Genomic DNA, 23,606 nt, shown 5'->3' with positions numbered 1-23,606 from the left:
TTCTCATACAGAAATAGACGGTAACATTATCCTGAGTGAGCGTGAAAAATATGTCAATAACATAACTTTCACTTATGAGGGGGTAGATTGGCTTCAGATTAAAAAATAGAAGAACGTATTATGTCTGAACTTCATATTAGCCGCCCCAAGATATCTACATCGCAGATAAACCCTGCGGTCTCTCTGTCTATCATTGTGCCTTTCTACGATGAACAAGAGGTGTTGGAAGAGTTTCACTCGCGTCTCACTAAGGTTCTCGATAGCTTACCGATCACGAGTGAGATTGTTTATGTCGACGATGGCAGCAAAGACAACAGCTTGGACTTGGTGAGTTCATTCACTTCAATCAATAGCTCGATTTCTGTGATTGGTTTAAGCCGTAACTTTGGTAAAGAGTCAGCCATGAGCGCTGGCCTTGAACATTGTCGCGGACAAGCCGTGATTCTGTTAGACGCAGATCTACAAGATCCGCCTGAGCTTATCCCGCAAATGGTTGCCAAGTGGCGTGAGGGTTATGACGTCGTCAACATGCAGCGCAACCAGCGTGACGGTGAAACTTGGTTTAAGAAGTTTTCAGCGGCGAGCTTTTACAAAGTCATGAACGTGGCTGCGAAGATCGATGTACCAGAAAATGTTGGTGATTTTCGACTATTAAGCCGAGAGGTTGTCGACCATATCAACCAACTGCCTGAACGTAACCGTTACATGAAAGGCATCTTTTCATGGCCAGGTTTTAGACAAGCAACGATTCAGTTTAAGCGTGACGCTCGTTTCTGCGGTGAGACCAAGTGGAATTACCTCAAGCTTATTGGGTTGGCGATGGATGGCATTACTTCGTTCTCGATTCGCCCGCTGCGAATCGCTACAGCACTGGGTGGCCTAGTCGCGCTGACTGCTTTTGTGTATGGGATGGTCATCGTGTTCAAAACCCTGATGTTTGGCGAACCCATTACGGGCTATCCGTCAATGATGGTCGTACAGCTTGCCCTTGGCGGCATCCAACTTTTGAGTATTGGTTTAATGGGAGAGTACATAGGTCGTATTTTCATTGAAACCAAGAATCGCCCTTTGTATCTGATCCAATCCGTGGTCGATACACCTGCATTAAAAACACATTTTAAATTAGAGGAGTCAGCATGAGCCTGAACCGAACGCACTTATGGTATTTGTTGGCTTTTGCATTGGTCCTAAGGCTCTTATCTCTGACGACGTACCCTTTAATGGATACCACGGAAGCGCGTTATGGAGAAATGGCTCGCTTGATGGTAGAAACCGGAAACTGGTTAACTCCTCAGTTTGATTACGGCATTCCTTTTTGGGGCAAGCCACCATTGTTCACATGGATGAGCGCAGCTGGGATTGAGTTGTTTGGTTTGAGTGAATTTGCTGTGCGTGCGCCACACTGGCTAGCAGGTTTCGCGACGATTCTGTTGGTTGCATACATGGCCAAGCGCACAGGACAAAGTGCCTTGGTGGCGGCCGTGGTATTGGCGACATGTGGGATTTTCTCTATCGCTGCGGGTGCTGTGATGACCGACATGGCGTTAACGTTATCGATGACCATTGCCATGTTAGGTTTCTATCTATGTTGGTTAGGAGGAGAGGGTTCGAAGAGAGAAGGTAGTGCGAAGACTAATCGATCTTGGGGCTATGTCGGTTTCATTGGTTTAGCACTAGGCTTGCTTGCAAAAGGGCCTGTAGCGATTGTGATCATGGGTATCGCTATTTTCCCTTGGTTAGTATTACAACATGGCTTCTTTGGCGCTTTCAAAGTGCTATGGCAACGCTTTCCACTGCTATCTGGTTTAGGTGTCATGTTGGCGATTGCTTTGCCTTGGTACATCATGGCTGAAATGGCAACACCGGGCTTTATTGATTACTTTATTGTTGGCGAGCACTTTAAGCGTTTTGTTGTGAGTGGTTGGGAAGGGGATCTTTATGGTTCGGCCCATGATCAAACAAGAGGAATGATTTGGGTTTTCTGGATTCAAGCGGCTGCGCCGTGGTCGGTTGTGTTGCCTATTTTGACTTTTGCCCGTCGTAAGAAAATCGCAGAAGTTAACGCTGAACATAGTGGGTTGTTTTCATTCCTTGTGTGTTGGTTAGTCTCTCCTCTAATCCTTTTCACTATGGCGGGTAATATTCTTCCTGCGTATGTATTACCGGGTATTCCAGCCCTTGGTTTGCTGGTGGCAATGCTTGTGGTAGAAAAAGATAAGAAGTGGTTTTCGAGTGTGGCTTTAGTTCTGCCTGTGCTGTTAATGATTGCGATGGTCTACCTTAACCTAGGCAAAGCGAACGAGAAAAGTGACCGTATTATCTTTGAACAGATTACGGATAAAGCACCGAGCTTTTACGTAGGTAAACGACCGTTCTCTGGGCAGTTTTACAGTCACGGGCAAGCAAAAAAACTGCTTGATATCGAGCAACTGGATGGCATCGACAAGTTCTACTTGATTGGTAAAAGAGCGGAAGTAGAAACCAAAATTAAGGACAACGCGTTAACGTGTATTTTAGAGCCGACGGTGAAAATAAAGCGCGCTTTGTTCAGTTGTCATAGCCAAAACATCAAACCAAATTTGTCGTTGAGTCACATTAGAAGTGCAAGTGATGTTCAGCGTTAACTCGGGGCTGCGAATGATCAATTACAAGCTTCAGACACAGAGCCAAAGGCTTCAGTCCCATCACAAGATAGTTCGGTTTGCAGTGGTTGGTGTTGGCGGGTTTGTTGTTGATTGCTTTGTATTTGCATTGCTCCATTACGTTATTGGATTGCCTTTAATGACTGCGCGAATTGGCTCCTTCATTGCTGCTGTCACGACAACCTGGCTTGGTAATCGTGTGCTGACTTTTGGGTTCAAAGGGCAGGGAAGTTGGTCTGAAAAGCTGATTCAGTGGCAAAAGTTCATGTTCTCAGCGTCGATATCAGCAGTACCTAATCTATTGTGCTTTAAGTTCATGACTGAATTACTGCCAGCGTTTACTGGGGCTGTGTTTATCGCAATGGCCGTTGGTATATTGGTCGGTATGGTGACTAACTACTTGTTTAGTCAGTATTGGGTCTTTACCCGTTAGACAAGAAAGAGAAAGGCAAGTCATCCAATGACCTGCCTTTTTTATTGAATCTCTGTGATAGCTATAAGAGTAAATTTAACTCTGCTCTTTGCCTTCGTTCGCTTGTGTAGATTGAGCCTGTTTTGTTTGAGCCGCTTTTAGTTGCCAGTTCTTGATCGCGTAGCAAATTAAACCTAAACACAATCCCCAAAATGCGCTGCCGACTCCGGCAAAATTAATACCAGAGGCAGTAAGCAAAAAGGTGAGGAGCGCAGCCTCTCTATGCGTTTCATCTGCAAGTGCCGTCGTTAGGCAGTTCGCAAGAGTTGGCAATAAGGCCAATCCCGCAATGGTTATAATGATGGCTTGCGGAACGGATGAGAACAGAGACACAAAGGTTGTGCCTAATATCCCTGCCAACAAATAGAAACCGCCCATCGCTAATGCTGCCTTGTAACGACTTTTCGGATTTGGGTCGGCATTCGGGCTCATGCATATTGCCCCTGTCAGCGCTGCCAAGTTAAAGGCAAAGCCACCAAAGGGAGCGAGCAATAAACCGGTAATGCCTGTTGTGGTGATAATTCGTGACGCTGGAGGGTTATAACCATTGGCTTTCAATACCGCGAACCCAGGCAGGTTTTGTGATGCCATCGTTACCACGAATAGTGGAATGCCGACACTCAAAAGAGACGCCCAGTCAAAATCAGGGGTGATGAACATCGGCTGAGTCAGCGTTAAGTTCACATCTGACAAATCGAGCTTTCCTGCAACGCCACTCATTATGACGGCAAGCAGTAAGATAAAAGGAATCAACAGATTACCAAACTTAGGCTTAGCAAAAATATACGCAGCTAACATGGTGCCGATGATAATCGCTTCTTGAGACAGAGAGGTAAATATTCCGATGCCAAACATCCACAACACACCCGCCAGCATCGCAGAGGCAATTGATGTGGGTATTCGTTTAAGCAGCGTATCAAAGATGCCAGTTAGACCCGTAATGGTGATCAGCAGTGAGCTGAATAGGAAGATAGCCACGGCCTGCTCTACGGTGAGCCCATCCAATGAGGTGATAAGTAGCGCAGCACCCGGCGTAGACCACGCGGTCACGACTGGCTGTTTATATCGCCATGAAAGCAAAATTGTCGATACACCCATGCCAATTCCGAGCGCCCAAAACCATGAAGCGATCTGTTGCTGGCTTGCTCCTGCACTGGTTGCAGCTTGGAAGATGATCGCCGCCGCACTCGCATAACCGATAAATACTGCAATAAAACCAGTACTGATGTGAGAAAACTTAATCTGACCCATACTAACCAATCTCGTTGTACGTTATAACATACATAGGACTCAACTTAGCATCTGTACGTTATAGCGCACAAGTGTTGTTTGTATAAAATTTGTTCGTCATGATTTTAGTCGCGAGCAAACTTAAGTAGGTAGATGAACGAAAACATGCCGAAGAACATCAATGTAGAAGCTAGCTTTAATGTAAAAGAGAGTTTGAGTGGTCAAGACGAGTTGCAAGTCAGCCACAACCTAAAACGGATTCGTAAAGAGAAAGGGTGGAGCCTCGACGCGACTGCCAAAGCGACAGGTGTCAGCAAAGCGATGTTAGGGCAGATTGAACGTGGTGAATCGAGCCCAACCGTCGCGAAGCTGTGGCAAATCGCCACTGGCTTGAACGTTTCATTTTCGAGTTTGATTATGTCTTGCTCCAGTAATGAGCTGGTGAGTTTGTTCCGAGACGCGAATGAGCTGCGTGATGAAAGCCTGAATAAGGGCTTCTCGGTCAGTGTTGTTTTTCCTTTTGAACCATCGTTAGGCTTTGAAATTTATGAGCTTGGGCTAGCAGAGAACTATGAGCACTTTTCTGAACCACACAGTACCGGAGTGATTGAACATATATTGTGTATCTCAGGTCGTATGGCGGTGTTCTTTGACGATAGCTGGTATGAATTGAGCCCGGGACAAGCGGTGCGTTTTAATGCTGAACAGCCCCATGGCTATAAAAACATCGGCACAGAGAAAGCGGTTTTCCACGACATTATTCATTACCCCGACCAATGGCAGCGTCCAAGTTTGATAGTTTGATAGTTTGATAGTTTGATAGTTTGATAGTTTGATAGTTTGATAGTTTGATAGGTTTATTGATTGAAACCATGTGGAAAATCTTCCAGACACAAAAAAGCGCAGCTAAATAGCTGCGCTTTGTATTTTTATGATAACCAAGTAAATGGGGTCGCTATATTAACGCTGTGTTGCGCGCTGGCGATTTTTTCCGTTACTTGCAGGTTTACCACCTTGACCATTGCCTGCTTTGCTGCGGTTTGGCTTGCCATTTCCGCCGCCGTTGCCTTGTGATTGCTGACTAGCAGGGGCTTTTTTGATGAAGCCAGTCGCTGGTTTATTACCATTACCGTTCTGCTTTCCATTGCCCTGATTGCCGTTGCTTTGGCTACCTGTTGGCTTCTTACCACCCGGTTTAGGCTTATTGCCACCTGGCTTAGAATGGTTACGTGGGCTTTCACCACCAAGACCCGGTTGAGCTTTACTGTGCTTAGTTGCGAAACGTTGTGAGCCGTGACGACCAGACTTACGACGTTGTGCTGGTGTCTGAGCTTCAAAATCTTCTTCTGGCACTAAGCAGTTCGCTTTGTCACCAATTAGGTGCTTTTTGCCCATACTGATCAGTGCTTCACGGATGATCTTCCAGTTTTCTGGATCGTGGTAACGAAGTAATGCTTTATGTAGACGACGTTGACGATCACCTTTAGGCACAGGAACATCTTCACGCTTCTTATATTTCACGCGTTTCAGAGGGTTGGTCTCTGAGTAGTACATCGACGTAGCATTACACATTGGCGATGGGTAGAAGTTCTGTACTTGGTCACACTCGTAGTTGTGCTTTTTCAGCCACAACGCAAGGTTAAGCATGTCTTCATCTTCTGTGCCCGGGTGAGCAGAGATGAAGTAAGGAATTAGGTACTGTTTCTTACCGGCTTCAGCGCTGTACTTCTCGAACATCTCTTTGAAACGATCGTAAGTGCCCATGCCCGGCTTCATCATCAGATCCAGCGGGCCTTTTTCAGTATGCTCTGGAGCAATCTTCAAGTAACCACCAACGTGGTGAGTTACAAGCTCACGAACGTATTCTGGAGATTCAATCGCTAGGTCGTAACGTACGCCAGAAGCGATCATGATCTTCTTAACGCCAGGTACTTTTCTCGCAGAGCGGTACAGGTCGATGGTGTGTTGATGGTCTGTGTTTAGCTTTTCACAGATTTTCGGGAACACACATGATGGGCGACGACAGTTAATTTCTGCTTTCGGATCTGAACAACCTAAACGGTACATGTTCGCCGTAGGGCCACCCAAGTCAGAAATAGTACCGGTGAAGCCAGGTACTTTGTCTTTAATATCTTCTATTTCATCCAAGATAGATTCTTTCGAACGGTTCTGAATGATACGACCTTCATGCTCTGTGATTGAACAGAAAGAACAACCACCAAAACAACCACGCATGATGTTAACCGAGGTTTTGATCATGTCGTATGCAGGAATCTTCGCTTTGCCATACATAGGGTGTGGAACACGTTTGTACGAAAGACCAAACACGTAATCCATCTCTTCTGTGGTCAATGGAATTGGCGCTTGGTTAACCCAAAGTTCACGGTCACCGTGACGTTGAATCAGAGCTCGGCCCGAATACGGGTTTGTTTCAAGGTGCAGAATACGGCTAGCGTGAGCGTAAAGAATGCGGTCATTGTTTAGCTTTTCGTAGCCTGGGATACGAACCGCGGTTGTTTTTGCATCGTGACGAGAAGGGCGAATCGTAATCGGCTGCGCTTTAACTTCTTCTTTCTCATCTTTCTTAGTATCACATTGCGTTTCCACTTCGTACGGGTTTACCGGCACGTAAGCTTTGTTCGGCTTTTCGATACGAGAAGAGTCGATGATTTTGAAGCCTTCAGGCGCTGCAGCAAGGTTGATTGCTGTACCACGAATGTCTGTCAGCGTTGACATGTCTTCACCATCAGCAATGCGGTGTGCTACTTCAACCAGTGCACGCTCAGCGTTACCAAAAAGAAGAATGTCAGCTTTTGCATCAAACAATACAGAGCGGCGAACTTTATCTGACCAGTAGTCGTAGTGAGCCACACGACGCAAGCTCGCTTCAATACCACCAAGCACGATTGGCGTACCTTTGTAAGCTTCACGACAACGTTGAGAATAAACCAGAGTTGCACGGTCAGGACGCTTGCCACCTTCATTGTTCGGTGTGTAAGCATCATCGTGACGTAATTTGCGATCAGAGGTGTAGCGGTTGATCATGGAGTCCATGTTACCCGCTGTGATGCCGAAGAATAGGTTAGGTTTACCTAGCTTCATGAAGGCATCTTTATTGTCCCACTTTGGTTGAGCAATAATGCCCACGCGGAAACCTTGAGCTTCAAGTAGACGGCCAATGATAGCCATACCAAAGCTCGGGTGATCGACATACGCGTCACCAGTTACAATAATAATGTCACAGCTATCCCATCCAAGAGCATCCATCTCCTTTCTACTGGTAGGCAAAAAGGGTGCTGTTCCGTAGCACTCGGCCCAGTATTTTTTGTGTTCGTGAATAGGAGTGATATCGCTGTACATATTTCAACCTCTGATTTTTGAGGCGGGAATTATAGCGGCATGAGCCTAGACTAGCCAGTAGAACATGCCCCTGTTAGTTCTGGTGTCTTTCGTCTTTTTACGGTAAATGGCGACAAAAGAGCCATAGAACAGCATAGTTGAAGCCTTGAGTAACGTCGCTAATTTGTGATTTTGATTAGTGTTCGCAGCAGTTTTTGATATTATTCGCGAAAATAAGTCTGAAGAAGTAGATCCACAATGGTCGAAACGTTATTAGTACAATTTGCTCCGATGCTTTTAGGAGCTCAACTGATCTTAACCCTCATCTTGGTGAAAGGGGATATTTGTCCGGGGCAACGTGGTCGTATCCACAAGATGTTACCTGCGATTGGCGTGCTGTGGCTTGCCGTAGCTTCAGTAAAAATTGAAGCCTTTCTGGTCGTGTTTGCGATCTTTTATTTCTATTCTCAAGTTCAAACCAAGAAGACACGCGATTCTGGCCCCATTTGGGTGATGTACTTAGCTTGTGGTTTGGCATTGTCATACGTTGCTATTCAAGCAAGCGAACAGGTAAACCCAGTAGGTATTATCGCTACTGTGTTGTTGGTGGCTTTACTGGGTGCTTCTTTCGGACATTTACTGCTGACGATTGCAAGAACGCGTTTGCAAGCATTCCACCGTGTTCTTCCTGTGGTGGGTGTATTGACGGGCATGTTGGTGGTTTTAGCAACGGTCGTGAGTGTTTATTCTCTTTCTGAAGCTCAACTAGAGCCTGTGATTTCAACGCTACTATTCAGCTTTGCTTTGTTAATCTCAGCTATCGTGGTGTGGTGTTGGCATTTACTGTTCGTTAAAACCCCGGAAAAACTGCAACTGACGATTTCGTTGCTGATGTTATTGGCGGCGGCTGTGGGGTTAACGCCAGTTTGGGCGCTTTAATCGCGCACTTTCATTTATTACGTACGCTCATTAATCACGTATTCTTGTTAGAAGTGTGATCAGTTTTTTAGCATGGCGTTGGTAAGCGTTCTAAACTTAAATCTAGTCGGTGTGTTCGTTAGGAGTACGGGATGGATTTAAGCAACGTCAAAGGTTTCGATAGCATTATTTTGCTGGGAATCGTGAATGAAAAACTTCGCCTAGAATGCGATAGCTTTGAAGAGCTGATCAGTATGTATGAAATGGATATAGAAAGTGTCGTGGGTAAGCTTGATATGCTTGGCTATCAATACGACCCACTGACTAACCAGTTTAAATCTTACGCAAGATAGTCTATTTTTCGCGAATCAACAGGTATCGAAAATCATCGGTACTGAAACTAAAAAGTCACAGATTATCTGTGACTTTTTTTGTTTCTGGCATTTGTCTCTTGTGGTTTGTATAAACAGAGTTCACTGACGACAACTATCGTTAAACGACCTCAATACCATCAAGGTGACTCTTACTTTGCTGCCTTGCCGTACTAAAGAAAGCTTGCAGGTAACGTTTATCTTTTTCTGAGTTTCTTACCGCTGCAAACAGTCTTCTTGAAAGCCCTTTACCTAACGGCTTGCTGGCTATCAAACCTTGTCTTGAGAACTCACTGATCGCCCAGTTTGGTAATGCAGCGACTCCTAAACCCGCCGATACCATTTGCACCAACATCAATGTGTTGTCTGCTTGTTTCCACTTCTTCGGTTCTACACCTGCAGGTTGCAAAAAGTGCTTCACGACGTCTAAACGCTGCTTTTGAACTGGGTAGGAGAGCATAGTGAGATCGCTAAGATCTTGCGGATCAATACTTGGATTTTCAGCCAAAGGCGAGTTGATCGCGGTGATGAGGCGCATCTCAAAATCGAAAAGAGGTTCGTAGTGAACTTCAGAACGAGGTTGGATATCAGAAGTGATCACTAAGTCTAATTCACCTGCCATTAATGCAGGTAGAGGTTCAAAACCAAAGCCTGATGAGAAATCTAGAGTCACGCTTGGCCAAGCAACTTGGTACTCCTTCAAAGCGGGCATTAGCCATTGAAAGCATGAGTGACATTCGATCGCCATGTGCAATCGACCATTCACATCCTCTTTCAGGCTTGCGAGTTCGTTCTCTGCTTTAGCGATTCTAGGTTGTATCTCATCGGCGAGCTTAAGCAAAATTTCACCTTCAGAGGTAAATTTAACTGGCCTAGTTTTACGAAGGAAAAGCTGACCGCCAATACGCGCCTCAAGGTCTTTCAATTGGTGAGAAAGCGCTGACTGCGTCAGATGAAGAGAGGTTGCAGTAGCTGTCAATGAGCCGCTGTCTCTCAAGGTGGTCAATGTTCGAAGGTGTTTAAGCTCTATCATGAGTATTCCTCATATTCCCTAAGCCAATTCAATATTTCTTAATAATCACCCTACGGGGTTTTTTATCATTTGTAAACGTCTAGATGTCCAGATGGATTTAAGAACCTCATCTTTGGTTTATTGAAGATGAATATTTTTAATAAACAAGATGAAAATTTGGACGTTGTTCATCGAACCGATTAGGTGGATAGTTTAGCCATCTAGACGCCTTTTGTGAAAGTAAAAAACACGATAGGCAATCTGAACAGATACTAACAATTATTGAATAAGGAACAGGTTCATGACTACAACGACACATATTCTTGGCTACCCACGTATCGGCGAAAAACGCGAACTCAAATTCACACTAGAGAAGTACTGGCGTGGTGAGATTGGTCAATCTGAGCTCAAGCAACTCGGCAGTGAATTGAGAAATCGTAACTGGAATGTACAAGCCGACGCGAATCTAAGCTTTGCAACTGCGGGTGACTTCGCATGGTATGACCATGTTCTAACAACGACGTTACTTCTAGGTCATGTGCCAAAACGTCATGTTGGTGGAGCAGAAGATGAAAAAGCCTTCCCAGATCTGGATACCTTGTTCCGTGCAGGTCGCGGTCAGTCTCAAGTTCAGTCTACTTGCTGCGGTGGTACGCATACGTCGAATGATGGCACTAAAGACAGTGCAGCAGCATCAGATATGACGAAGTGGTTCAACACTAACTATCACTACATTGTTCCTGAGTTCAGTAAAGACGACACCTTTGAAGTGAGCTGGCCACAACTGTTTGATGAAGTGAATGAAGCCATTCAAGCTGGGCATAAGGTTAAGCCAGTCCTTCTTGGCCCATTATCTTACTTATATCTAGGCAAAGAAGTGGAAGAGGGCTTTGACCGTTTAACCTTGCTTCCACGTTTGCTTACCGCTTACCAAGCGATTCTGGCGAAACTTGCCAAGTTGGGTGTTGAGTGGGTGCAAATCGATGAGCCCATTCTATCTCTGGAACTTGAGACTAAGTGGACAGATTCATTCAAATTGGCGTATCAAGTGATTCAAGGCGATGTGAAACTATTGCTTACCACTTACTTTGATTCGGTGACTGATACTTTAGATAAAATTGTAGAACTGCCCGTCAACGGCTTGCACATTGATTTGGCTGCCGCACCGCAGCAACTTGATGAAGTGGTGAATAAGCTACCTGAAGATTGGGTGCTTTCTGCAGGTGCAATTAATGGACGCAATGTTTGGCGAGCTGACCTAGCCGCGCAGCTTGAGTTACTGCAACCAGTGAAAGATAAGTTAGGAGATAAGCTTTGGCTCGCAAGTTCATGTTCATTGCTGCATAGCCCAGTTGACCTTGAGTTAGAAGAGACGCTTAGCGAAGAAGTGAAGAGTTGGTTTGCCTTTGCAAAACAAAAAGTCACTGAGGTGAGCTTATTGGGGGCAGCGTTAGATGGCGACCAAAATGCTATTTTAGCGTGTGGTACTTACAGCCAACCGATTGTTGCACGCAAGAGCGCGACTCATGTGAACAAGCCGCAAGTTCAAGCTCGACTCAATACTATTACTAAAGCATTAGCAGAGCGCAGTGCACCTTACGCAGAACGTGCCGCGCACCAGTCTGAGGTTTTGGGTTTACCGTTATTGCCAACTACAACCATTGGTTCGTTCCCACAGACAGGCGAGATTCGCGTTCAACGTAGAGCCTACCGAACTGGTCAATTGAGTGAAGCTGAATACACAACCGCATTGAAAGGCCATATTGCGGATGCGGTTAAGCGACAAGAAGCTTTAGATTTGGATGTGCTTGTGCACGGTGAAGCGGAACGTAATGACATGGTGGAGTACTTTGCAGAAAACCTAGCAGGCTTTCAAACCACAAAGTTTGGTTGGGTACAAAGCTATGGTTCTCGCTGCGTGAAACCAGCGATTGTGGTCGCGGATATCGAACGTGAGAAACCGATGACGGTGGAATGGTCGACCTACGCTCAATCTCTGACTTCAAAGCAAATGAAAGGCATGCTCACAGGACCTGTCACTATTTTGTGTTGGACATTCCCACGTGAAGACATCTCGCGCAAAGAGATCACCAACCAATTGGCGTTTGCGCTGCGTGATGAAGTGTCGGATTTACAAGACGCTGGAATCAACATTATTCAAATTGATGAGCCTGCTATTCGTGAAGGCTTGCCGCTGAAAAAACGCGACCATGCAGAATATTTAGAATGGGCAGTTGATGCTTTTAAAATTTCAGCAGCGAGTGCCAAGCCAGAGACTCAAATCCATACACACATGTGTTACAGCGAGTTCAACGAGATCATTGATTCAGTGGCTGCGCTAGATGCCGATGTGATTACCATTGAGACTTCTCGTTCGAACATGGAATTGCTCAAAGCGTTTGAAGAGTTCAATTACCCGAATGCGATTGGCCCCGGTGTTTACGATATTCACTCACCAAACATTCCATCAGAAGAGTGGATTGTTGATTTGCTGAAAAAAGCGGCAGAGAAAATTCCGGCAGAACGTTTGTGGGCGAACCCAGATTGTGGCCTTAAGACACGTAACTGGGCAGAGACAGAAGCCGCACTAACTAACTTAGTTTCTGCGACTAAGGCACTGCGTAAAGAGTGGGAATCAGCAGAAGTTTAAGCTTAACAAACGCTAGGGTTTGATTATTCTAAAAAAACAAAGGCCTCGCAAGTGCGAGGCCTTTCTGTTTAATGCTTGTTCGAATATCGAAATCTAGCTGCTGCTCTGGCAAGTATCTTTGCTGATCAGCTTCTCAACCATCAATTGTCCGCGAGTGTTGCGAATCTTGATGTTGTAAGCCAAACCCATGTCGAGGTTTGCTCTGACTTCAGAGTTGGTGCAGTAGCTATTCACACTCATGTCTACAACTTGGTTTAAAGGTTTAGCACCTTTTGCATCTTGGTTGTAGATCATCATAATTTCGATAACCGTGTTTTTTGCTAGCACGCGCATGACCGATAGTGGGCCATACTCAATCGGCAAGCCTGCGGATAAAACGCCAGCTCGGTGCTGCGCCATCATCTCTAGCTGTCTTTGTTCGTCTTGCTCACTTGAAGCACAGCCTGCAAGCAGAGCTAAAGCCAGTGAGCCAATAATCCATTTTTTCACGTTAAAATACTTTCTTGAATGGTTTTACAATCACATTTTGGTAAACGCCAGCATCAATGTACGGGTCAGCGTCTGCCCATGCTTGAGCGTCTTCCAAAGAGTTAAATTCGGCAATTACAGTTGAACCTGTGAAGCCCGCTTCGCCAGGGTTATCTGAGTCAATAGCTGGCATTGGGCCTGCTGTTAACAGTCGGCCTTCATCGTGAAGTGTTTGTAGGCGTTCTAGATGTTGTGGGCGAACACTTAAGCGTTTTTCTAATGAATTTTCGACGTCTTGAGAAAAAATCACGTACCACATATTGAGATATCCTTATTTTACTTCACTAAGTTTGGGGCGTTTAAATTCGCTATCTTGCTAATTTACGCGAACTAATTGGTATTGGAAGGGCTAATGATAAGAAATTGTGAATTGGTGCGAGAGAGTTGTATGGTCTTTAGCAATTTCATTTAGATAAACTAAAGACCATCGATACAAAACGCTGACTAAAAAGTGTTATTTGTTGATTGGGCGAGGTTTACCACTTTCATCAACCGCAACGTAGTTGAATGTCGCGCCACATACCTTGTAGCGGTCGCCGATGCCGTGATCAAGTACAGGTTTAACCCATACTTCTAGGTCTATATTCATCGAGCTACGACCAATCTTAGTGCAGTCACCATAAACACACACAACATCACCCACTGAAACCGGCTGTTTGAACTCGATACTCGATACTGAAACCGTGACTATCTTGCCGTTAGAGATCTCCTTTGCCAGTATGCCGCCAGCAAGGTCAAGCTGAGACATTATCCAACCACCGAAAATCTGGCCTGCTGCATTTGTATCAGAAGGCATCGCTAATGTGCGAAGAAGTAAAGAACCAATCGGGTTCAAAGTTGATTGAATAGTCATTGTCGTACTCTTAATGGTATTGATTGTTTTATATAAAAATAGATGTGTTTACGAGATTCGCGGTGGTCGAATTTTTAACGTCTTCACCGAACACAAATAATCAGTGGCCAATGATCACGAGTATCATTGGCCAATCGCATATTGATAATAATTGTATCAAATAGAGTATGAGGACTCATCCCTAAGGATTATTTCTCGTCGGTATTTTTATCCGTTAACTCTTTCTGCTGGTCTTTTGGTAGATGCTTATAGATATAAACACCAGTGAGCAAGGTGAAGAGCAAGGTCGCGATGAGCAAACCAAACACTTTGAAGTTCACCCAAACATCCAACGGTAGGCTGAAAGCAACGTAAACGTTGAGAATGGCGCATAGGGTAAAGAACATAGTCCAAGCCCAGTTGATCTTGCCCCATACGGCATCAGGCAGTGTGATCTCTTTACCCAACATGCCTTTAATTGCTGATTTGCCCATTAGGTGGCTGACTGTCAGGCCGATAGCGAACAGAGCGTAAACGATGGTGACTTTCCATTTAATGAAGTTGTCATCGTGCAAGAAGATGGTCATGCCACCAAATACGGCAACCATTAGAAAGGTGATGATCTGCATTTTTTCTACTTTCTTGTAGATGAAGTACGTCAAAATAATTTGAACTGCAGAGGCAACGATAAAAGCACCGGTCGCGGTATAGATGTCGTACATCTTATAAAGCGCAAAGAAAATAATGAGAGGAATGAAATCAAGAATTTGTTTCATGAGACACTGACTATCCAGTTAGTTGAGTTGCTGACAGTCTAACGAAAACTGTCTCGATGCTAAATAGCCCGAGACAATTGGGTGCCAATTAATTCAATCTAGCCACTCATCGTGTTTAAAGAGTTTAAGCAGATTATCGCATTGACGAGGTTTGGTAGCGCGGTATCAACTGCTTGATGTCTTCTAGATAACCTTCGCTTTTCAAGCTGTCTAAGGTGTTTTCGAGTTCTTGTTCGCTCATGGCAAAGCATGTCGATTTACCAGTTGTTAAGTCGAGATACTCGTGGTACTCACGCTCTGTGAAGTGGCCAATTCTGTCTATTAATAGGGTCTTAATTCCGTGGTGAATCAAGCCGTAATACGTATGTCTTTGTAAGGTCATAGCCTATCCTCCGTAACAAGCTGCATGATGAATAAAATGCAATCTGCTGTATATTGGTTGGGTTGTCTATGACAAAGCAATTCGAATGCCATTTTCTCTATGAGGTCAGATCTTTTAACCTAACGAAATGATTTGATTTGTATTTTCATTGAGCTAAAAGAAGGTTTCGCCTGTTCTCACCCAAACAATACGTTGTGAAAGAGGAATAGTTTTATTTTGAGAATCGATTTCCTACATCAATTTGGGAATCACTCTATTCTCATTCTGACGAGTGAGGGCTGCTTTCTGTTCTAAAGGCTTGTTACGTTGGGATTTTATTGGATTGTTGCTAATTAATTCTTAATCAACGAGCCAATCTACCAGAGTCGATAATGACGCATTTTGGCGATTCTTAGGTTGCAGTAAGAAGTAACCGTTGCCGGAGAACACACTGCCTTCACTCACTTTCACCAATCTACCCAAATCGATATCTTGCTTAGCAAGCGTGATATCGCCTATCGCTATTCCAAACCCTTGAATGGCCGCATTCATGGCCTGATCAAGCGTGGCGAATTGCTGGTTGTTCTTACTCGAAAGATCATGGCTTCCTATGTGCTCTAACCAAAGTCGCCAGTCACTTTGTTCATTGTTGGCGTGTAACCAAGTGTAATGAGCAAGCTTGTGTGGCTTGATGACGGTTGAAGTGCTGTCAATTAGGTGGCTTGGAGCAATACTCTGCGCTTGGCAGATGGGTGCGAGTTGTTCGTTGAACAGGAGTTGGCTAACAATTGAGTGTTGGCTTGGTTTCTTGCCATAGGTAATCACCGCATCGAAGGGATCAAAGCTTGGCTCAAAAACGTGCTTGATGGTCGACGTGAGCTCGACATCAATTTCAGGGTAGGCTTGTTGAAAAGACATCAACTTGGGTAGCAGCCAAGAGGTAATACAGCTGGGGGCGTTGAGTTTGATCTTAGAGGGAGAACTTGCCACTTGATTGAGAGCCGATTGCAGTTGATGAATCGTTCCTTGTATCAGGGGAACCAGTTCTTCCCCTTTCGGCGTTAAAGACAATCCGCGAGCATGGCGATAGAAGAGGTCACAGCCAAGGCTTTCTTCAAACGACAATACCTGACGACTCACTGCACCTTGCGTAACATTGAGCTCATGTGCCGCGCGAGTAAAGTTGAGATGCCTTGCCGTAGACAAAAATGTGAGCAAGGTTTTGGTTGAGGGAAGTGTGCGATTCATATCTTTACCTATGACTTTTTATCATGGCTATTATGTAATTATTTCGATTCATTTATCAATAGTGTTCTGTTTGAATGTAAATAATTACTCATCATTTTTGATTCAATATTTGTATAAGTCACATTTTTTGAATATAAAGGCAATGATGAAGACATTGTGATTTTGTGAAAGGGATAGCTTCTTGACATCTTTTATTGATAACTTAGTGCCTCAGGCTGTAAAAAAATTAATACCTTATCAATCGGCGAGAAGAATTGGTGGTGATGGACGTGTCTGGCTAAACGCCAATGAATTGGAAAGCTCTCTGTTTCAAGGGGAAGTCAGTCATAATCGTTACCCAGACTTTTTACCCCAAGACATTGCCAAGGCTTACCAAGCTTATTGCGGCACTGATGCCGCGACTGTTGCCGTTCGTGGTGCAGATGAAGCGATTGATTTGCTGATCAGAACATTCTGTAAACCTGCGAGCGACAGCATACTTATCTGTTCTCCAACGTATGCGATGTATGAGTTTTGCGCCGATGCTTTGGCGATTAATACTTTGGACTCTCCATTGCAGGAAGACTTCAGCCTGAACGTTGCTGATATCGTGAATAAAGCGGAATTGGTTAATATCGTGTTTCTTTGCTCACCAAACAACCCAACGGGTAACGTGATTCTTAAATCGGACTTGATTCAGGTACTGGAAGGCACGGTTGGAAAATCTCTAGTGGTAGTCGATGAAGCGTATATCGAGTTTGAACCACAAACGTCAGCGGTGAGCCTTATTGAGCGTTATCCGCACTTGGTTGTGATTCGCACTTTGTCGAAGGCGTTTGGATTAGCTGCGGTTCGTTGCGGCTTTATCTTAGCGAGTCAAAATGTGATGCAGTATGTCTCGAAGCTGATTCCACCTTATCCGATGCCAGATTGTTCATCTCAAATCGTGTTAGACGCTTTGTCTGATGAACGAGTCTCAGTGATGCAAGACGCCACGAAAAAGTTGGTCGAACTACGTAACTGGTTTGCTTGTGAGTTAACGCAGTTTGATTTCATCGAATCTGTTTACCCTTCATCGACAAACTTCATTTTGCTGCGTCAAAAACCTGGGCATCAAGTGTTCAGTGTATTGGCGAAGGATGGCATTGTGACAAGGAATCAAAACCACGAACCTGCTTTACGTAACTGTGTTCGAATCAGTATTGGTAGCCAAGAGAGCATGCTAGAAGTGATAACGTCACTGACACGCTACCAAACAGAATTAGAAAAGAATCAACAAGGCAAACAAATTCAACAATCTCAACATAAAGAAACTCAATTTCAACTCGATAAAGATCATATCTAGGATGGCAATGATGAAAAAGATAATACTAGGACTCGCTTGTGCGGCCGCTTTACTTGGTACAACGGTACAGGCGAAAGAAATCCGTTTGGCGTCGGACTTTACGTATCCGCCATTCAACTATAAAAACAGCGACGGTGTGCCTGTCGGGTTTGATATTGAGATAGCTGATGCCTTATGTGAGCAAGCTAAACTCGATTGTACTTGGGTTTCGCAAAGCTGGGACTCACTAATTCCAAGTTTGTTGGCAAGAAAGTCAGATGTGATCATGGCGTCAATGCGTATCACCGAAGAGCGTAAGCGTAAGATTTTGTTTACTGATAAGTACTACCAAACACCAGCCGTATTTGTTGCTGCTAAAAGCGCAGAGTTCAGTGTCGATGAGGCAGGCCTAGTCGGCAAAACCATCGGTGTTCAACAAGGTACGATCCACGATCGCTACGTAACCGACAAGTTTGGCGATGTGGCAAATATTAAGCGTTATACTGGTCAAGATGAAGTGTATCTGGATCTGCAAAACGGTCGTCTAGATCTAACCTTCGGCAACTCAGATCAACTGTCATTGGCTTTCTTAGATAAGAAAGAAGGCGAGGGCTTTGAGTTCAAAGGTAAAGCAGTGACCGACAAAGCCTACATTGGCGAAGGCACGGCACTAGCGTTAAGAAAGCAGGATTCAAAACTGGCGAAACAATTCAATGCCGCGATTGAAGAGATCAGAGCAAACGGCACTTACGACAAGATTGCCGCTAAGTACTTTACGTTTGATATCTATGGCGCTGATTTGTAATTCGTCTCACGCCTAAAACTAGAACACCAGAAACAAAAATCCGAGGGCTGTGAAGCTCTCGGATTTTTGTTACAAATAATTCGCCCTATCAAGTTTCTCTCTATTGCCTTTGTCCATTCTTATCGTCTAAGTCCAGCCTAAAACCTCGCCTTCATTACCTCACAAAACACTGTTCAAGACTCGCGTTTTCGAACGATGAGACCTTCTTGATCGTGCTCCATAATTGAACTTAATATCTTAAAATAACATAAATATATCGGTGCTTTTTTGCTAAGAGGTTGTTCTTAAAGCAGTTAAAAGTAATCGAAATTCCCAATAAATCCAAAGTAGGGCTGATTAATGGTCTAATTAGTCCCAAATATGATTGGTATCACAATCAATTCGGTTCTCAGACCAATAGATAAACCTTAGCTCACAAAATATACACATATTATTGTAATACAAAAATCATAAGGGTAAGAATATTGTAATGAAGCGTTACAGTTATGAGCGATATGCAATTGAACGTTAGATTTCAAGCTCAACTATAACGTGCCATATACAAACTGTACCTCTTACAAAAATGGATTCTGGAGAAGAACATGAAAAAACACCTACTGACGATTACAGCGGCATCAATTCTTATGGCATTTGGCGTTCAAGCAAAAACGTTGACTTTAGGGCATGCAATGTCATTAGAAAGTGCAGCTCACCAAGGGATGGTGATCATGGCTGATAAGGTTAAAGAAAAATCGAATGGTGACCTTACGATTAAGATTTTTCCAAACGGTCAACTAGGCTCTGAACGTGACCAAGCTGAGCAAGTTGTTACCGGTGCGATTGATATGGCTAAAATCAACGGTGGATTAGCAGAATCTTTTGAACCAACTTTTAAAGTTAATGCACTGCCTTTCTTATTCCGTGACGTTCCACATATGAGAACGTTCATGCGAAGTGAAGCGGCACAAGAGATGTTGCTTTCAAGTGAAGGTAAAGGCTTCATTGGTCTTACATTCTATGATTCAGGTACACGTAGCTTCTACGCTAAAAAAGCAATTAACTCACCTGCCGATCTTGCTGGCATGAAAGTTCGAGTCCCTGGTTCTCCAACCATGATGGAAATGGTCAACCTATTAGGTGGTAAAGCAACACCTGTCCCTTTCAATGAGGTTTACACAGCACTTCAGCAAGGTGTCATTGATGGTGCTGAAAATAATATTTCTAGCTTAGTTGAAATGAAGCACAGTGAAGTAGCTAAATTTTATTCTATGGATCAGCACATGATGACACCTGATGTGATCATTATTTCAGAATATAAATGGGGTTCATTAACTGCAGAAGAGCAGAAAATATTAAAAGAAGCAGCAGAGTCTCTTGAAGAGCAGATTAAAATATGGGACGCAACAGATGACATGAACAAAGAGAAAGGAATGAAAGAAGGCGTAACGTTTGTTGAAGTTGATAAAGCCCCTTTCCGCGCTGCTGTTAAACCTATGATTGATGAAGCGAAAAAAGATCCAAAACTAGCTCCATTCATTGAAAAAATTGAAGCTCTTTAATCTGTATTAGTGAAAATATAATTTTGCCTTAGCTTTGCTAAGGCAAAATTTTTTGAGGTATCACACCATGTTAGCAACTTTCAGAAACCTACTTGATAGGTTGATTCTTTTTGTCTCTTCTTTTGCATTAATGTTACTTGTCGTTACTGTCACTTGGCAGGTTTTTAGTCGTTATGTTTTGAATGACCCAAGTAACTGGACTGATGAACTTGCTCGTTATGCGATGGTATGGCTTGGATTACTAGGAGCAAGCTACTTATTCGGTATCAAAGGACACTTAGCAATAACGTTATTGGATGGTTATCTTAAGGGTAAAGCACATATAGCATTACACGTACTTATCAATGTGATCTCTGGTTCATTTGTATTTTTAGCAATGCTTCAAGGTGGCATCGCTTTAATGGGAAGAACCACACAACAACTCTCTCCAGCATTGCAATTACCGATGTCGACGGTTTATTCAATATTGCCGATATCAGCCGTTATTATCCTCATCTATTTGGTCATGAATACGTTTGATCTTTTTTGTGAACCCAACAAAAAGTAAGTTTTAAAAGGACTCTATATTATGGATTTGTCCATTGGTGTTTGGCTGCTAGGCCTATTCTTATTCATGATCGCGATTAGCATGCCCATTGCGATTGCAATTGCCATGTCATCGTTAACGATCATGTATTTCATTTTACCGTTTGAAGTCGCGAGTATTACTGCGGGTCAAAAAATCATTACCGGTATTGATAGTTTCAGTTTATTAGCCATCCCTTTCTTTATCCTTGCTGGGAATATAATGAATGTGGGTGGCATCGCGAGTCGACTTATCAATCTTGCAAAGCTCTTGGTTGGTTGGATCCCAGGCTCACTTTTTCACGTGAACATCTTTGCCAATATGATGTTTGGCGCTGTATCAGGATCAGCTGTTGCCGCTGCAGCAGCAGTGGGTAAAACCTTAGGCCCTGAATTAGAAAAAGATGGTTATGATAAAAACTTGGCAACAGCAGTAAACGTTGCATCCTGCCCGGCAGGCTTACTAATACCACCAAGTAATTCACTGATCGTATTTTCAGTAGTGTCGGGTGGAACATCCGTGGCGGCGCTGTTTATCGCAGGTTATGTCCCAGGTATTTTAATGGGTTTAAGTTGTATGGTCGTAGCCTATTTCATTGCTAAAAAGAAAGGCTACAAAACAAGCGCGAATGACGGCTTCACAACGAAAGATGTGTTGAATATTGTTTGGCAAGCAACACCAAGCTTAGGGCTTATTGTTGTTGTTATTGGCGGTATTATTGGTGGTATTTTCACCGCAACAGAAGGGGCATGTATAGCGGTTCTTTACTCTTTTATACTGTCACTTTGTTACCGAACCCTCAAATGGGCACACTTCCCGATAATTTGTAGAGAAACCGTTCAGGTCACTGGCATTATGCTGTTCTTGATTGGTGCTTCTACTATTATGTCATGGGCAATGGCGTTTACCGGTCTACCAACCATGATCAGCGATTGGATGCTCTCTATTTCAGATAATCCAATTATCATCTTTATTCTGATGAACCTGATTTTACTGATCGTGGGTATGTTTATGGACCTTACGCCAGCCGTATTGATCTTTACCCCTATCTTTATGCCGATTGCTGAGCATTTAGGCATGCATCCAATTCACTTCGCGATGATGATTATCTTCAACTTATGTATTGGTATTGCAACGCCACCCGTTGGCACGGCGCTATTTGTGGGTTGTAGTGTCAGTGGATCTAAGATTGAGAATGTTATAAGAAGTATCATGCCGTTTTGTGCCGTATTGATCGTCACACTGTTGGCTATTACTTTTATTCCTGAAATTAGCTTGGCTCTGCCTCGTGCGTTTGGACTAATCAATTAGCCTAACAAGGGTAAGGTTTACCGATTCAACATTGGTCATCACCTAATAAAAAACCGCCTGTATGAAGGCGGTTTTTTTATCAATCAAAACTGAAGCTTAATATCACGCTTGCTGTTTTTGTAGCTCAGCTTCTTTCGCTTCGTCTTCGATTAGAGAATCAACGATGACTGCACATGCTGCATCACCAGTGATGTTCAGAGCAGTACGGATCATGTCGAAGATACGGTCTAGAGCGAACAACAGAGGTAGACCTTCGATAGGGATACCAGCCGCTAGAAGAACTGCAACCACTAGGAAAGAAGGACCTGGAACACCTGCTTGACCAACTGCGCCTAGCGTAGACGTTACGATGATAGCAACGTATGCACCCATAGACAGGTCGATGTTGAACAGCTGTGCGAAGAAGATAGCAACTAGGCCGTAGTAAATTGCGTTACCAGACATGTTGATCGTCGCACCAAGAGGCAGAACGAATGAAGCCGTAGAGTTACGAACGCCAAGTTCTTTCTCTACCGTTTCCATTGTTACTGGCAGTGTCGCCATTGAAGATGCTGTTGATAGTGCAACCGCTTGAGGCTTCTTCATTGCCACTAGGAACTTCTTCGCAGAAGTCTTAGTGAAGATTTGAATCATCAGTGGGTAAGCAACAAAGCCGAAGATTAGGATCGCAGCGATGTAAACAATGAACAGTTTGAACACAACCATAAGTGCGCCAAAACCGAATGTACCTACTGCTTCCGCCATCAGGCCGAATACGCCAAGTGGTGCAATGATCATAACCTTGTTGATCATCCAAACCATCGCGTCAACAATCGCGTTTACGCCATTGATGATAGGGTCACGTTTCTCTTTCGCTTGTTTAGAAATCGCAATACCGAAGAATAAGCAGAAGACTAGAATTTGCAGAATGTTTGCTTCATTCAGTGATTGGAAAACGTTGGTCGGGATCATGCCCGTGATGGTTGCCCAGAACGTTGGAAGTTCGCCTTTCGCAGCGTATTCAGAAGAGAACATGCCTTCAACGCCAGAAACATCGATACCACGACCTGGTTCGAATATTTCACCCATTACTAGCGCTAGTGCTACAGCAAGTGCAGACGTTAGTGCAAAGTAACCTAGAGTGGTCACGCCCACTTTACCTGCTGATGAGCTGTTGCCTAGACCAGCAGCACCTGAAATTAGGGCAACCGCGACTAGAGGGATAACCAGCATCTTGATCAAATTGATGAAGATAGCACCCAGTGGAGCGAACATAGTTGCGCTGTCACCCATCATCGCACCGACTAGGGTACCGATGATCATTGCAATAACGACTTGAACGCCGATGTTGCTTAGCAAACTCTTTTCTTTTAACACTTCCATAACCTCTGTGCTACTAAATATAAAAATACCAGAACTACTCACCAATGTACGATGTACCATTGGATTAATATTTCGCGAGAAGTTTTACACGTATCCTTTACATTTATCAATATGAGCAGAGATGAAAGAACACCAAAAAGCAGTAATCAAATGTCATTTGATGATTTTTTACACCAAAGCAAACGATTGCTTTTTGATTTGTCATTATTTTTATAAATGGTAGTGATGTTTTGGTGGGGTATTATAGGTGTGCTACAGGTTTGTATGAGGTGTTGTTTTTATCATAAATTTAACAATTGAGAGGGTTTGGACGTGTTCTCGGAGAAAAACTCCCACAGCGCAA

22 protein-coding genes are annotated in these 23,606 nt (G+C 43.9%); 12 read left to right on the top strand and 10 right to left on the bottom strand.

Going from position 1 to position 23,606, the window contains the following annotated elements; genetic code table 11:
- Positions 1-120: 120 nt before the first annotated feature.
- The 3 genes from OQJ75_RS12955 to OQJ75_RS12945 are packed head-to-tail and all read left to right on the top strand — an operon-like array spanning position 121 to position 3,075.
- Positions 121-1,140, top strand: a complete 1,020-nt coding sequence (locus OQJ75_RS12955) for a glycosyltransferase family 2 protein (RefSeq protein WP_265973757.1) — start codon at positions 121-123, stop codon at positions 1,138-1,140.
- Positions 1,137-2,624, top strand: a complete 1,488-nt coding sequence (locus OQJ75_RS12950; protein ID WP_265973756.1) for an ArnT family glycosyltransferase — start codon at positions 1,137-1,139, stop codon at positions 2,622-2,624. Before OQJ75_RS12955 ends, OQJ75_RS12950 begins: the two co-directional genes overlap by 4 nt.
- Complete coding sequence (locus OQJ75_RS12945) at positions 2,611-3,075, top strand: GtrA family protein (protein WP_265973755.1); 465 nt, start codon at positions 2,611-2,613, stop codon at positions 3,073-3,075. The genes OQJ75_RS12950 and OQJ75_RS12945 overlap by 14 nt, the downstream gene beginning before the upstream one ends.
- Positions 3,076-3,150: 75 nt before the next feature.
- On the opposite strand, the gene OQJ75_RS12940 is transcribed toward OQJ75_RS12945, so the two are convergent.
- Positions 3,151-4,365, bottom strand: a complete 1,215-nt coding sequence (locus OQJ75_RS12940; RefSeq protein ID WP_265973754.1) for a benzoate/H(+) symporter BenE family transporter — start codon at positions 4,363-4,365, stop codon at positions 3,151-3,153.
- Between the two features lie 132 nt (positions 4,366-4,497).
- Here OQJ75_RS12940 and OQJ75_RS12935 point away from each other — a divergent pair, with 132 nt between their 5' ends.
- Entirely contained in the window at positions 4,498-5,148 is a 651-nt protein-coding gene (locus OQJ75_RS12935) for a helix-turn-helix domain-containing protein (protein ID WP_265973753.1), read from the top strand.
- Positions 5,149-5,304: 156 nt separating this feature from the next.
- Here the strand turns inward: OQJ75_RS12935 and OQJ75_RS12930 are convergent, their stop codons facing one another.
- Complete coding sequence (locus OQJ75_RS12930; RefSeq protein WP_248374882.1) at positions 5,305-7,611, bottom strand: YgiQ family radical SAM protein; 2,307 nt, start codon at positions 7,609-7,611, stop codon at positions 5,305-5,307.
- Positions 7,612-7,941: 330 nt separating this feature from the next.
- On the opposite strand from OQJ75_RS12930, the gene OQJ75_RS12925 reads away from it, so the two are divergent.
- Both OQJ75_RS12925 and OQJ75_RS12920 read left to right on the top strand, forming a co-directional pair.
- The gene (locus tag OQJ75_RS12925; protein ID WP_248371977.1) at positions 7,942-8,622 is read left to right on the top strand and encodes a hypothetical protein; all 681 of its coding nucleotides are present in this window, start codon (positions 7,942-7,944) and stop codon (positions 8,620-8,622) included.
- 131 nt (positions 8,623-8,753) lie between these two features.
- Positions 8,754-8,954 (top strand): DUF4250 domain-containing protein, encoded by a 201-nt coding sequence (locus OQJ75_RS12920; RefSeq protein WP_248371975.1) that lies wholly within the window; start codon positions 8,754-8,756, stop codon positions 8,952-8,954.
- A gap of 139 nt (positions 8,955-9,093) precedes the next feature.
- On the opposite strand, the gene OQJ75_RS12915 is transcribed toward OQJ75_RS12920, so the two are convergent.
- Positions 9,094-10,005, bottom strand: coding sequence for a LysR substrate-binding domain-containing protein (locus tag OQJ75_RS12915; protein ID WP_265973751.1), 912 nt, complete (start codon positions 10,003-10,005; stop codon positions 9,094-9,096).
- A gap of 280 nt (positions 10,006-10,285) precedes the next feature.
- Here OQJ75_RS12915 and metE point away from each other — a divergent pair, with 280 nt between their 5' ends.
- Complete coding sequence (gene metE / locus OQJ75_RS12910) at positions 10,286-12,634, top strand: 5-methyltetrahydropteroyltriglutamate--homocysteine S-methyltransferase (protein WP_265973750.1); 2,349 nt, start codon at positions 10,286-10,288, stop codon at positions 12,632-12,634.
- 93 nt (positions 12,635-12,727) lie between these two features.
- Here the strand turns inward: metE and OQJ75_RS12905 are convergent, their stop codons facing one another.
- From OQJ75_RS12905 to OQJ75_RS12880, 6 genes are all read right to left on the bottom strand, one after another.
- Positions 12,728-13,123, bottom strand: a complete 396-nt coding sequence (locus tag OQJ75_RS12905; RefSeq protein WP_076651723.1) for a GspS/AspS pilotin family protein — start codon at positions 13,121-13,123, stop codon at positions 12,728-12,730.
- Position 13,124: 1 nt separating this feature from the next.
- Positions 13,125-13,421 (bottom strand): YciI family protein, encoded by a 297-nt coding sequence (locus OQJ75_RS12900; protein ID WP_004741234.1) that lies wholly within the window; start codon positions 13,419-13,421, stop codon positions 13,125-13,127.
- 195 nt (positions 13,422-13,616) lie between these two features.
- The gene (yciA, locus tag OQJ75_RS12895; RefSeq protein WP_017061510.1) at positions 13,617-14,015 is read right to left on the bottom strand and encodes an acyl-CoA thioester hydrolase YciA; all 399 of its coding nucleotides are present in this window, start codon (positions 14,013-14,015) and stop codon (positions 13,617-13,619) included.
- Between the two features lie 188 nt (positions 14,016-14,203).
- Entirely contained in the window at positions 14,204-14,770 is a 567-nt protein-coding gene (locus tag OQJ75_RS12890; protein WP_265973749.1) for a septation protein A, read from the bottom strand.
- Between the two features lie 133 nt (positions 14,771-14,903).
- A complete protein-coding gene (locus tag OQJ75_RS12885; RefSeq protein ID WP_248371963.1) occupies positions 14,904-15,152 on the bottom strand; it encodes a hypothetical protein in 249 nt (82 codons plus the stop codon).
- A gap of 339 nt (positions 15,153-15,491) precedes the next feature.
- Positions 15,492-16,379, bottom strand: a complete 888-nt coding sequence (locus tag OQJ75_RS12880) for a LysR substrate-binding domain-containing protein (RefSeq protein ID WP_248371961.1) — start codon at positions 16,377-16,379, stop codon at positions 15,492-15,494.
- A gap of 181 nt (positions 16,380-16,560) precedes the next feature.
- Here OQJ75_RS12880 and hisC point away from each other — a divergent pair, with 181 nt between their 5' ends.
- The 5 genes from hisC to OQJ75_RS12855 all read left to right on the top strand — a co-directional run bounded on the left by hisC (position 16,561) and on the right by OQJ75_RS12855 (position 21,901).
- Complete coding sequence (gene hisC, locus OQJ75_RS12875) at positions 16,561-17,703, top strand: histidinol-phosphate transaminase (RefSeq protein ID WP_265973748.1); 1,143 nt, start codon at positions 16,561-16,563, stop codon at positions 17,701-17,703.
- A gap of 10 nt (positions 17,704-17,713) precedes the next feature.
- Complete coding sequence (locus OQJ75_RS12870) at positions 17,714-18,487, top strand: ABC transporter substrate-binding protein (protein ID WP_248371958.1); 774 nt, start codon at positions 17,714-17,716, stop codon at positions 18,485-18,487.
- 581 nt (positions 18,488-19,068) lie between these two features.
- Positions 19,069-20,025: a TRAP transporter substrate-binding protein gene (locus OQJ75_RS12865; protein WP_265973747.1), complete on the top strand. Its 957-nt coding sequence runs from the start codon at positions 19,069-19,071 to the stop codon at positions 20,023-20,025.
- Positions 20,026-20,092: 67 nt separating this feature from the next.
- The gene (locus OQJ75_RS12860; RefSeq protein ID WP_102554269.1) at positions 20,093-20,572 is read left to right on the top strand and encodes a TRAP transporter small permease; all 480 of its coding nucleotides are present in this window, start codon (positions 20,093-20,095) and stop codon (positions 20,570-20,572) included.
- 21 nt (positions 20,573-20,593) lie between these two features.
- Positions 20,594-21,901, top strand: a complete 1,308-nt coding sequence (locus OQJ75_RS12855; RefSeq protein WP_010438025.1) for a TRAP transporter large permease — start codon at positions 20,594-20,596, stop codon at positions 21,899-21,901.
- Positions 21,902-22,003: 102 nt separating this feature from the next.
- Here the strand turns inward: OQJ75_RS12855 and OQJ75_RS12850 are convergent, their stop codons facing one another.
- Complete coding sequence (locus OQJ75_RS12850) at positions 22,004-23,323, bottom strand: dicarboxylate/amino acid:cation symporter (RefSeq protein ID WP_321163160.1); 1,320 nt, start codon at positions 23,321-23,323, stop codon at positions 22,004-22,006.
- Between the last annotated feature and the right edge of the window lie 283 nt (positions 23,324-23,606).

Origin of the sequence: Vibrio sp. 14G-20 (genome assembly GCF_026241515.1) — a bacterium.
Classification (GTDB): Bacteria; Pseudomonadota; Gammaproteobacteria; order Enterobacterales; family Vibrionaceae; genus Vibrio.
The sequence above is the reverse complement of the archived record's forward strand: the minus strand, read 5'-3'. Positions and strand labels throughout refer to the sequence as shown.

Bases quoted from the DNA above. Each gene is read 5' to 3' on its own strand.
- OQJ75_RS12945 (WP_265973755.1), top strand. From the start codon at position 2,611: ATGTTCAGCGTTAACTCGGGGCTGCGAATGATCAATTACAAGCTTCAG.
- metE (WP_265973750.1), top strand. From the start codon at position 10,286: ATGACTACAACGACACATATTCTTGGCTACCCACGTATCGGCGAAAAA.
- OQJ75_RS12885 (WP_248371963.1), bottom strand. From the start codon at position 15,152: ATGACCTTACAAAGACATACGTATTACGGCTTGATTCACCACGGAATT.
- OQJ75_RS12860 (WP_102554269.1), top strand. From the start codon at position 20,093: ATGTTAGCAACTTTCAGAAACCTACTTGATAGGTTGATTCTTTTTGTC.
- OQJ75_RS12915 (WP_265973751.1), bottom strand. From the start codon at position 10,005: ATGATAGAGCTTAAACACCTTCGAACATTGACCACCTTGAGAGACAGC.
- OQJ75_RS12955 (WP_265973757.1), top strand. From the start codon at position 121: ATGTCTGAACTTCATATTAGCCGCCCCAAGATATCTACATCGCAGATA.
- yciA (WP_017061510.1), bottom strand. From the start codon at position 14,015: ATGACTATTCAATCAACTTTGAACCCGATTGGTTCTTTACTTCTTCGC.
- OQJ75_RS12890 (WP_265973749.1), bottom strand. From the start codon at position 14,770: ATGAAACAAATTCTTGATTTCATTCCTCTCATTATTTTCTTTGCGCTT.
- OQJ75_RS12930 (WP_248374882.1), bottom strand. From the start codon at position 7,611: ATGGATGCTCTTGGATGGGATAGCTGTGACATTATTATTGTAACTGGT.
- OQJ75_RS12865 (WP_265973747.1), top strand. From the start codon at position 19,069: ATGAAAAAACACCTACTGACGATTACAGCGGCATCAATTCTTATGGCA.
- OQJ75_RS12855 (WP_010438025.1), top strand. From the start codon at position 20,594: ATGGATTTGTCCATTGGTGTTTGGCTGCTAGGCCTATTCTTATTCATG.
- OQJ75_RS12950 (WP_265973756.1), top strand. From the start codon at position 1,137: ATGAGCCTGAACCGAACGCACTTATGGTATTTGTTGGCTTTTGCATTG.
- OQJ75_RS12935 (WP_265973753.1), top strand. From the start codon at position 4,498: ATGAACGAAAACATGCCGAAGAACATCAATGTAGAAGCTAGCTTTAAT.
- OQJ75_RS12940 (WP_265973754.1), bottom strand. From the start codon at position 4,365: ATGGGTCAGATTAAGTTTTCTCACATCAGTACTGGTTTTATTGCAGTA.
- OQJ75_RS12900 (WP_004741234.1), bottom strand. From the start codon at position 13,421: ATGTGGTACGTGATTTTTTCTCAAGACGTCGAAAATTCATTAGAAAAA.
- OQJ75_RS12870 (WP_248371958.1), top strand. From the start codon at position 17,714: ATGAAAAAGATAATACTAGGACTCGCTTGTGCGGCCGCTTTACTTGGT.
- OQJ75_RS12850 (WP_321163160.1), bottom strand. From the start codon at position 23,323: ATGGTACATCGTACATTGGTGAGTAGTTCTGGTATTTTTATATTTAGT.
- OQJ75_RS12925 (WP_248371977.1), top strand. From the start codon at position 7,942: ATGGTCGAAACGTTATTAGTACAATTTGCTCCGATGCTTTTAGGAGCT.
- OQJ75_RS12920 (WP_248371975.1), top strand. From the start codon at position 8,754: ATGGATTTAAGCAACGTCAAAGGTTTCGATAGCATTATTTTGCTGGGA.
- OQJ75_RS12880 (WP_248371961.1), bottom strand. From the start codon at position 16,379: ATGAATCGCACACTTCCCTCAACCAAAACCTTGCTCACATTTTTGTCT.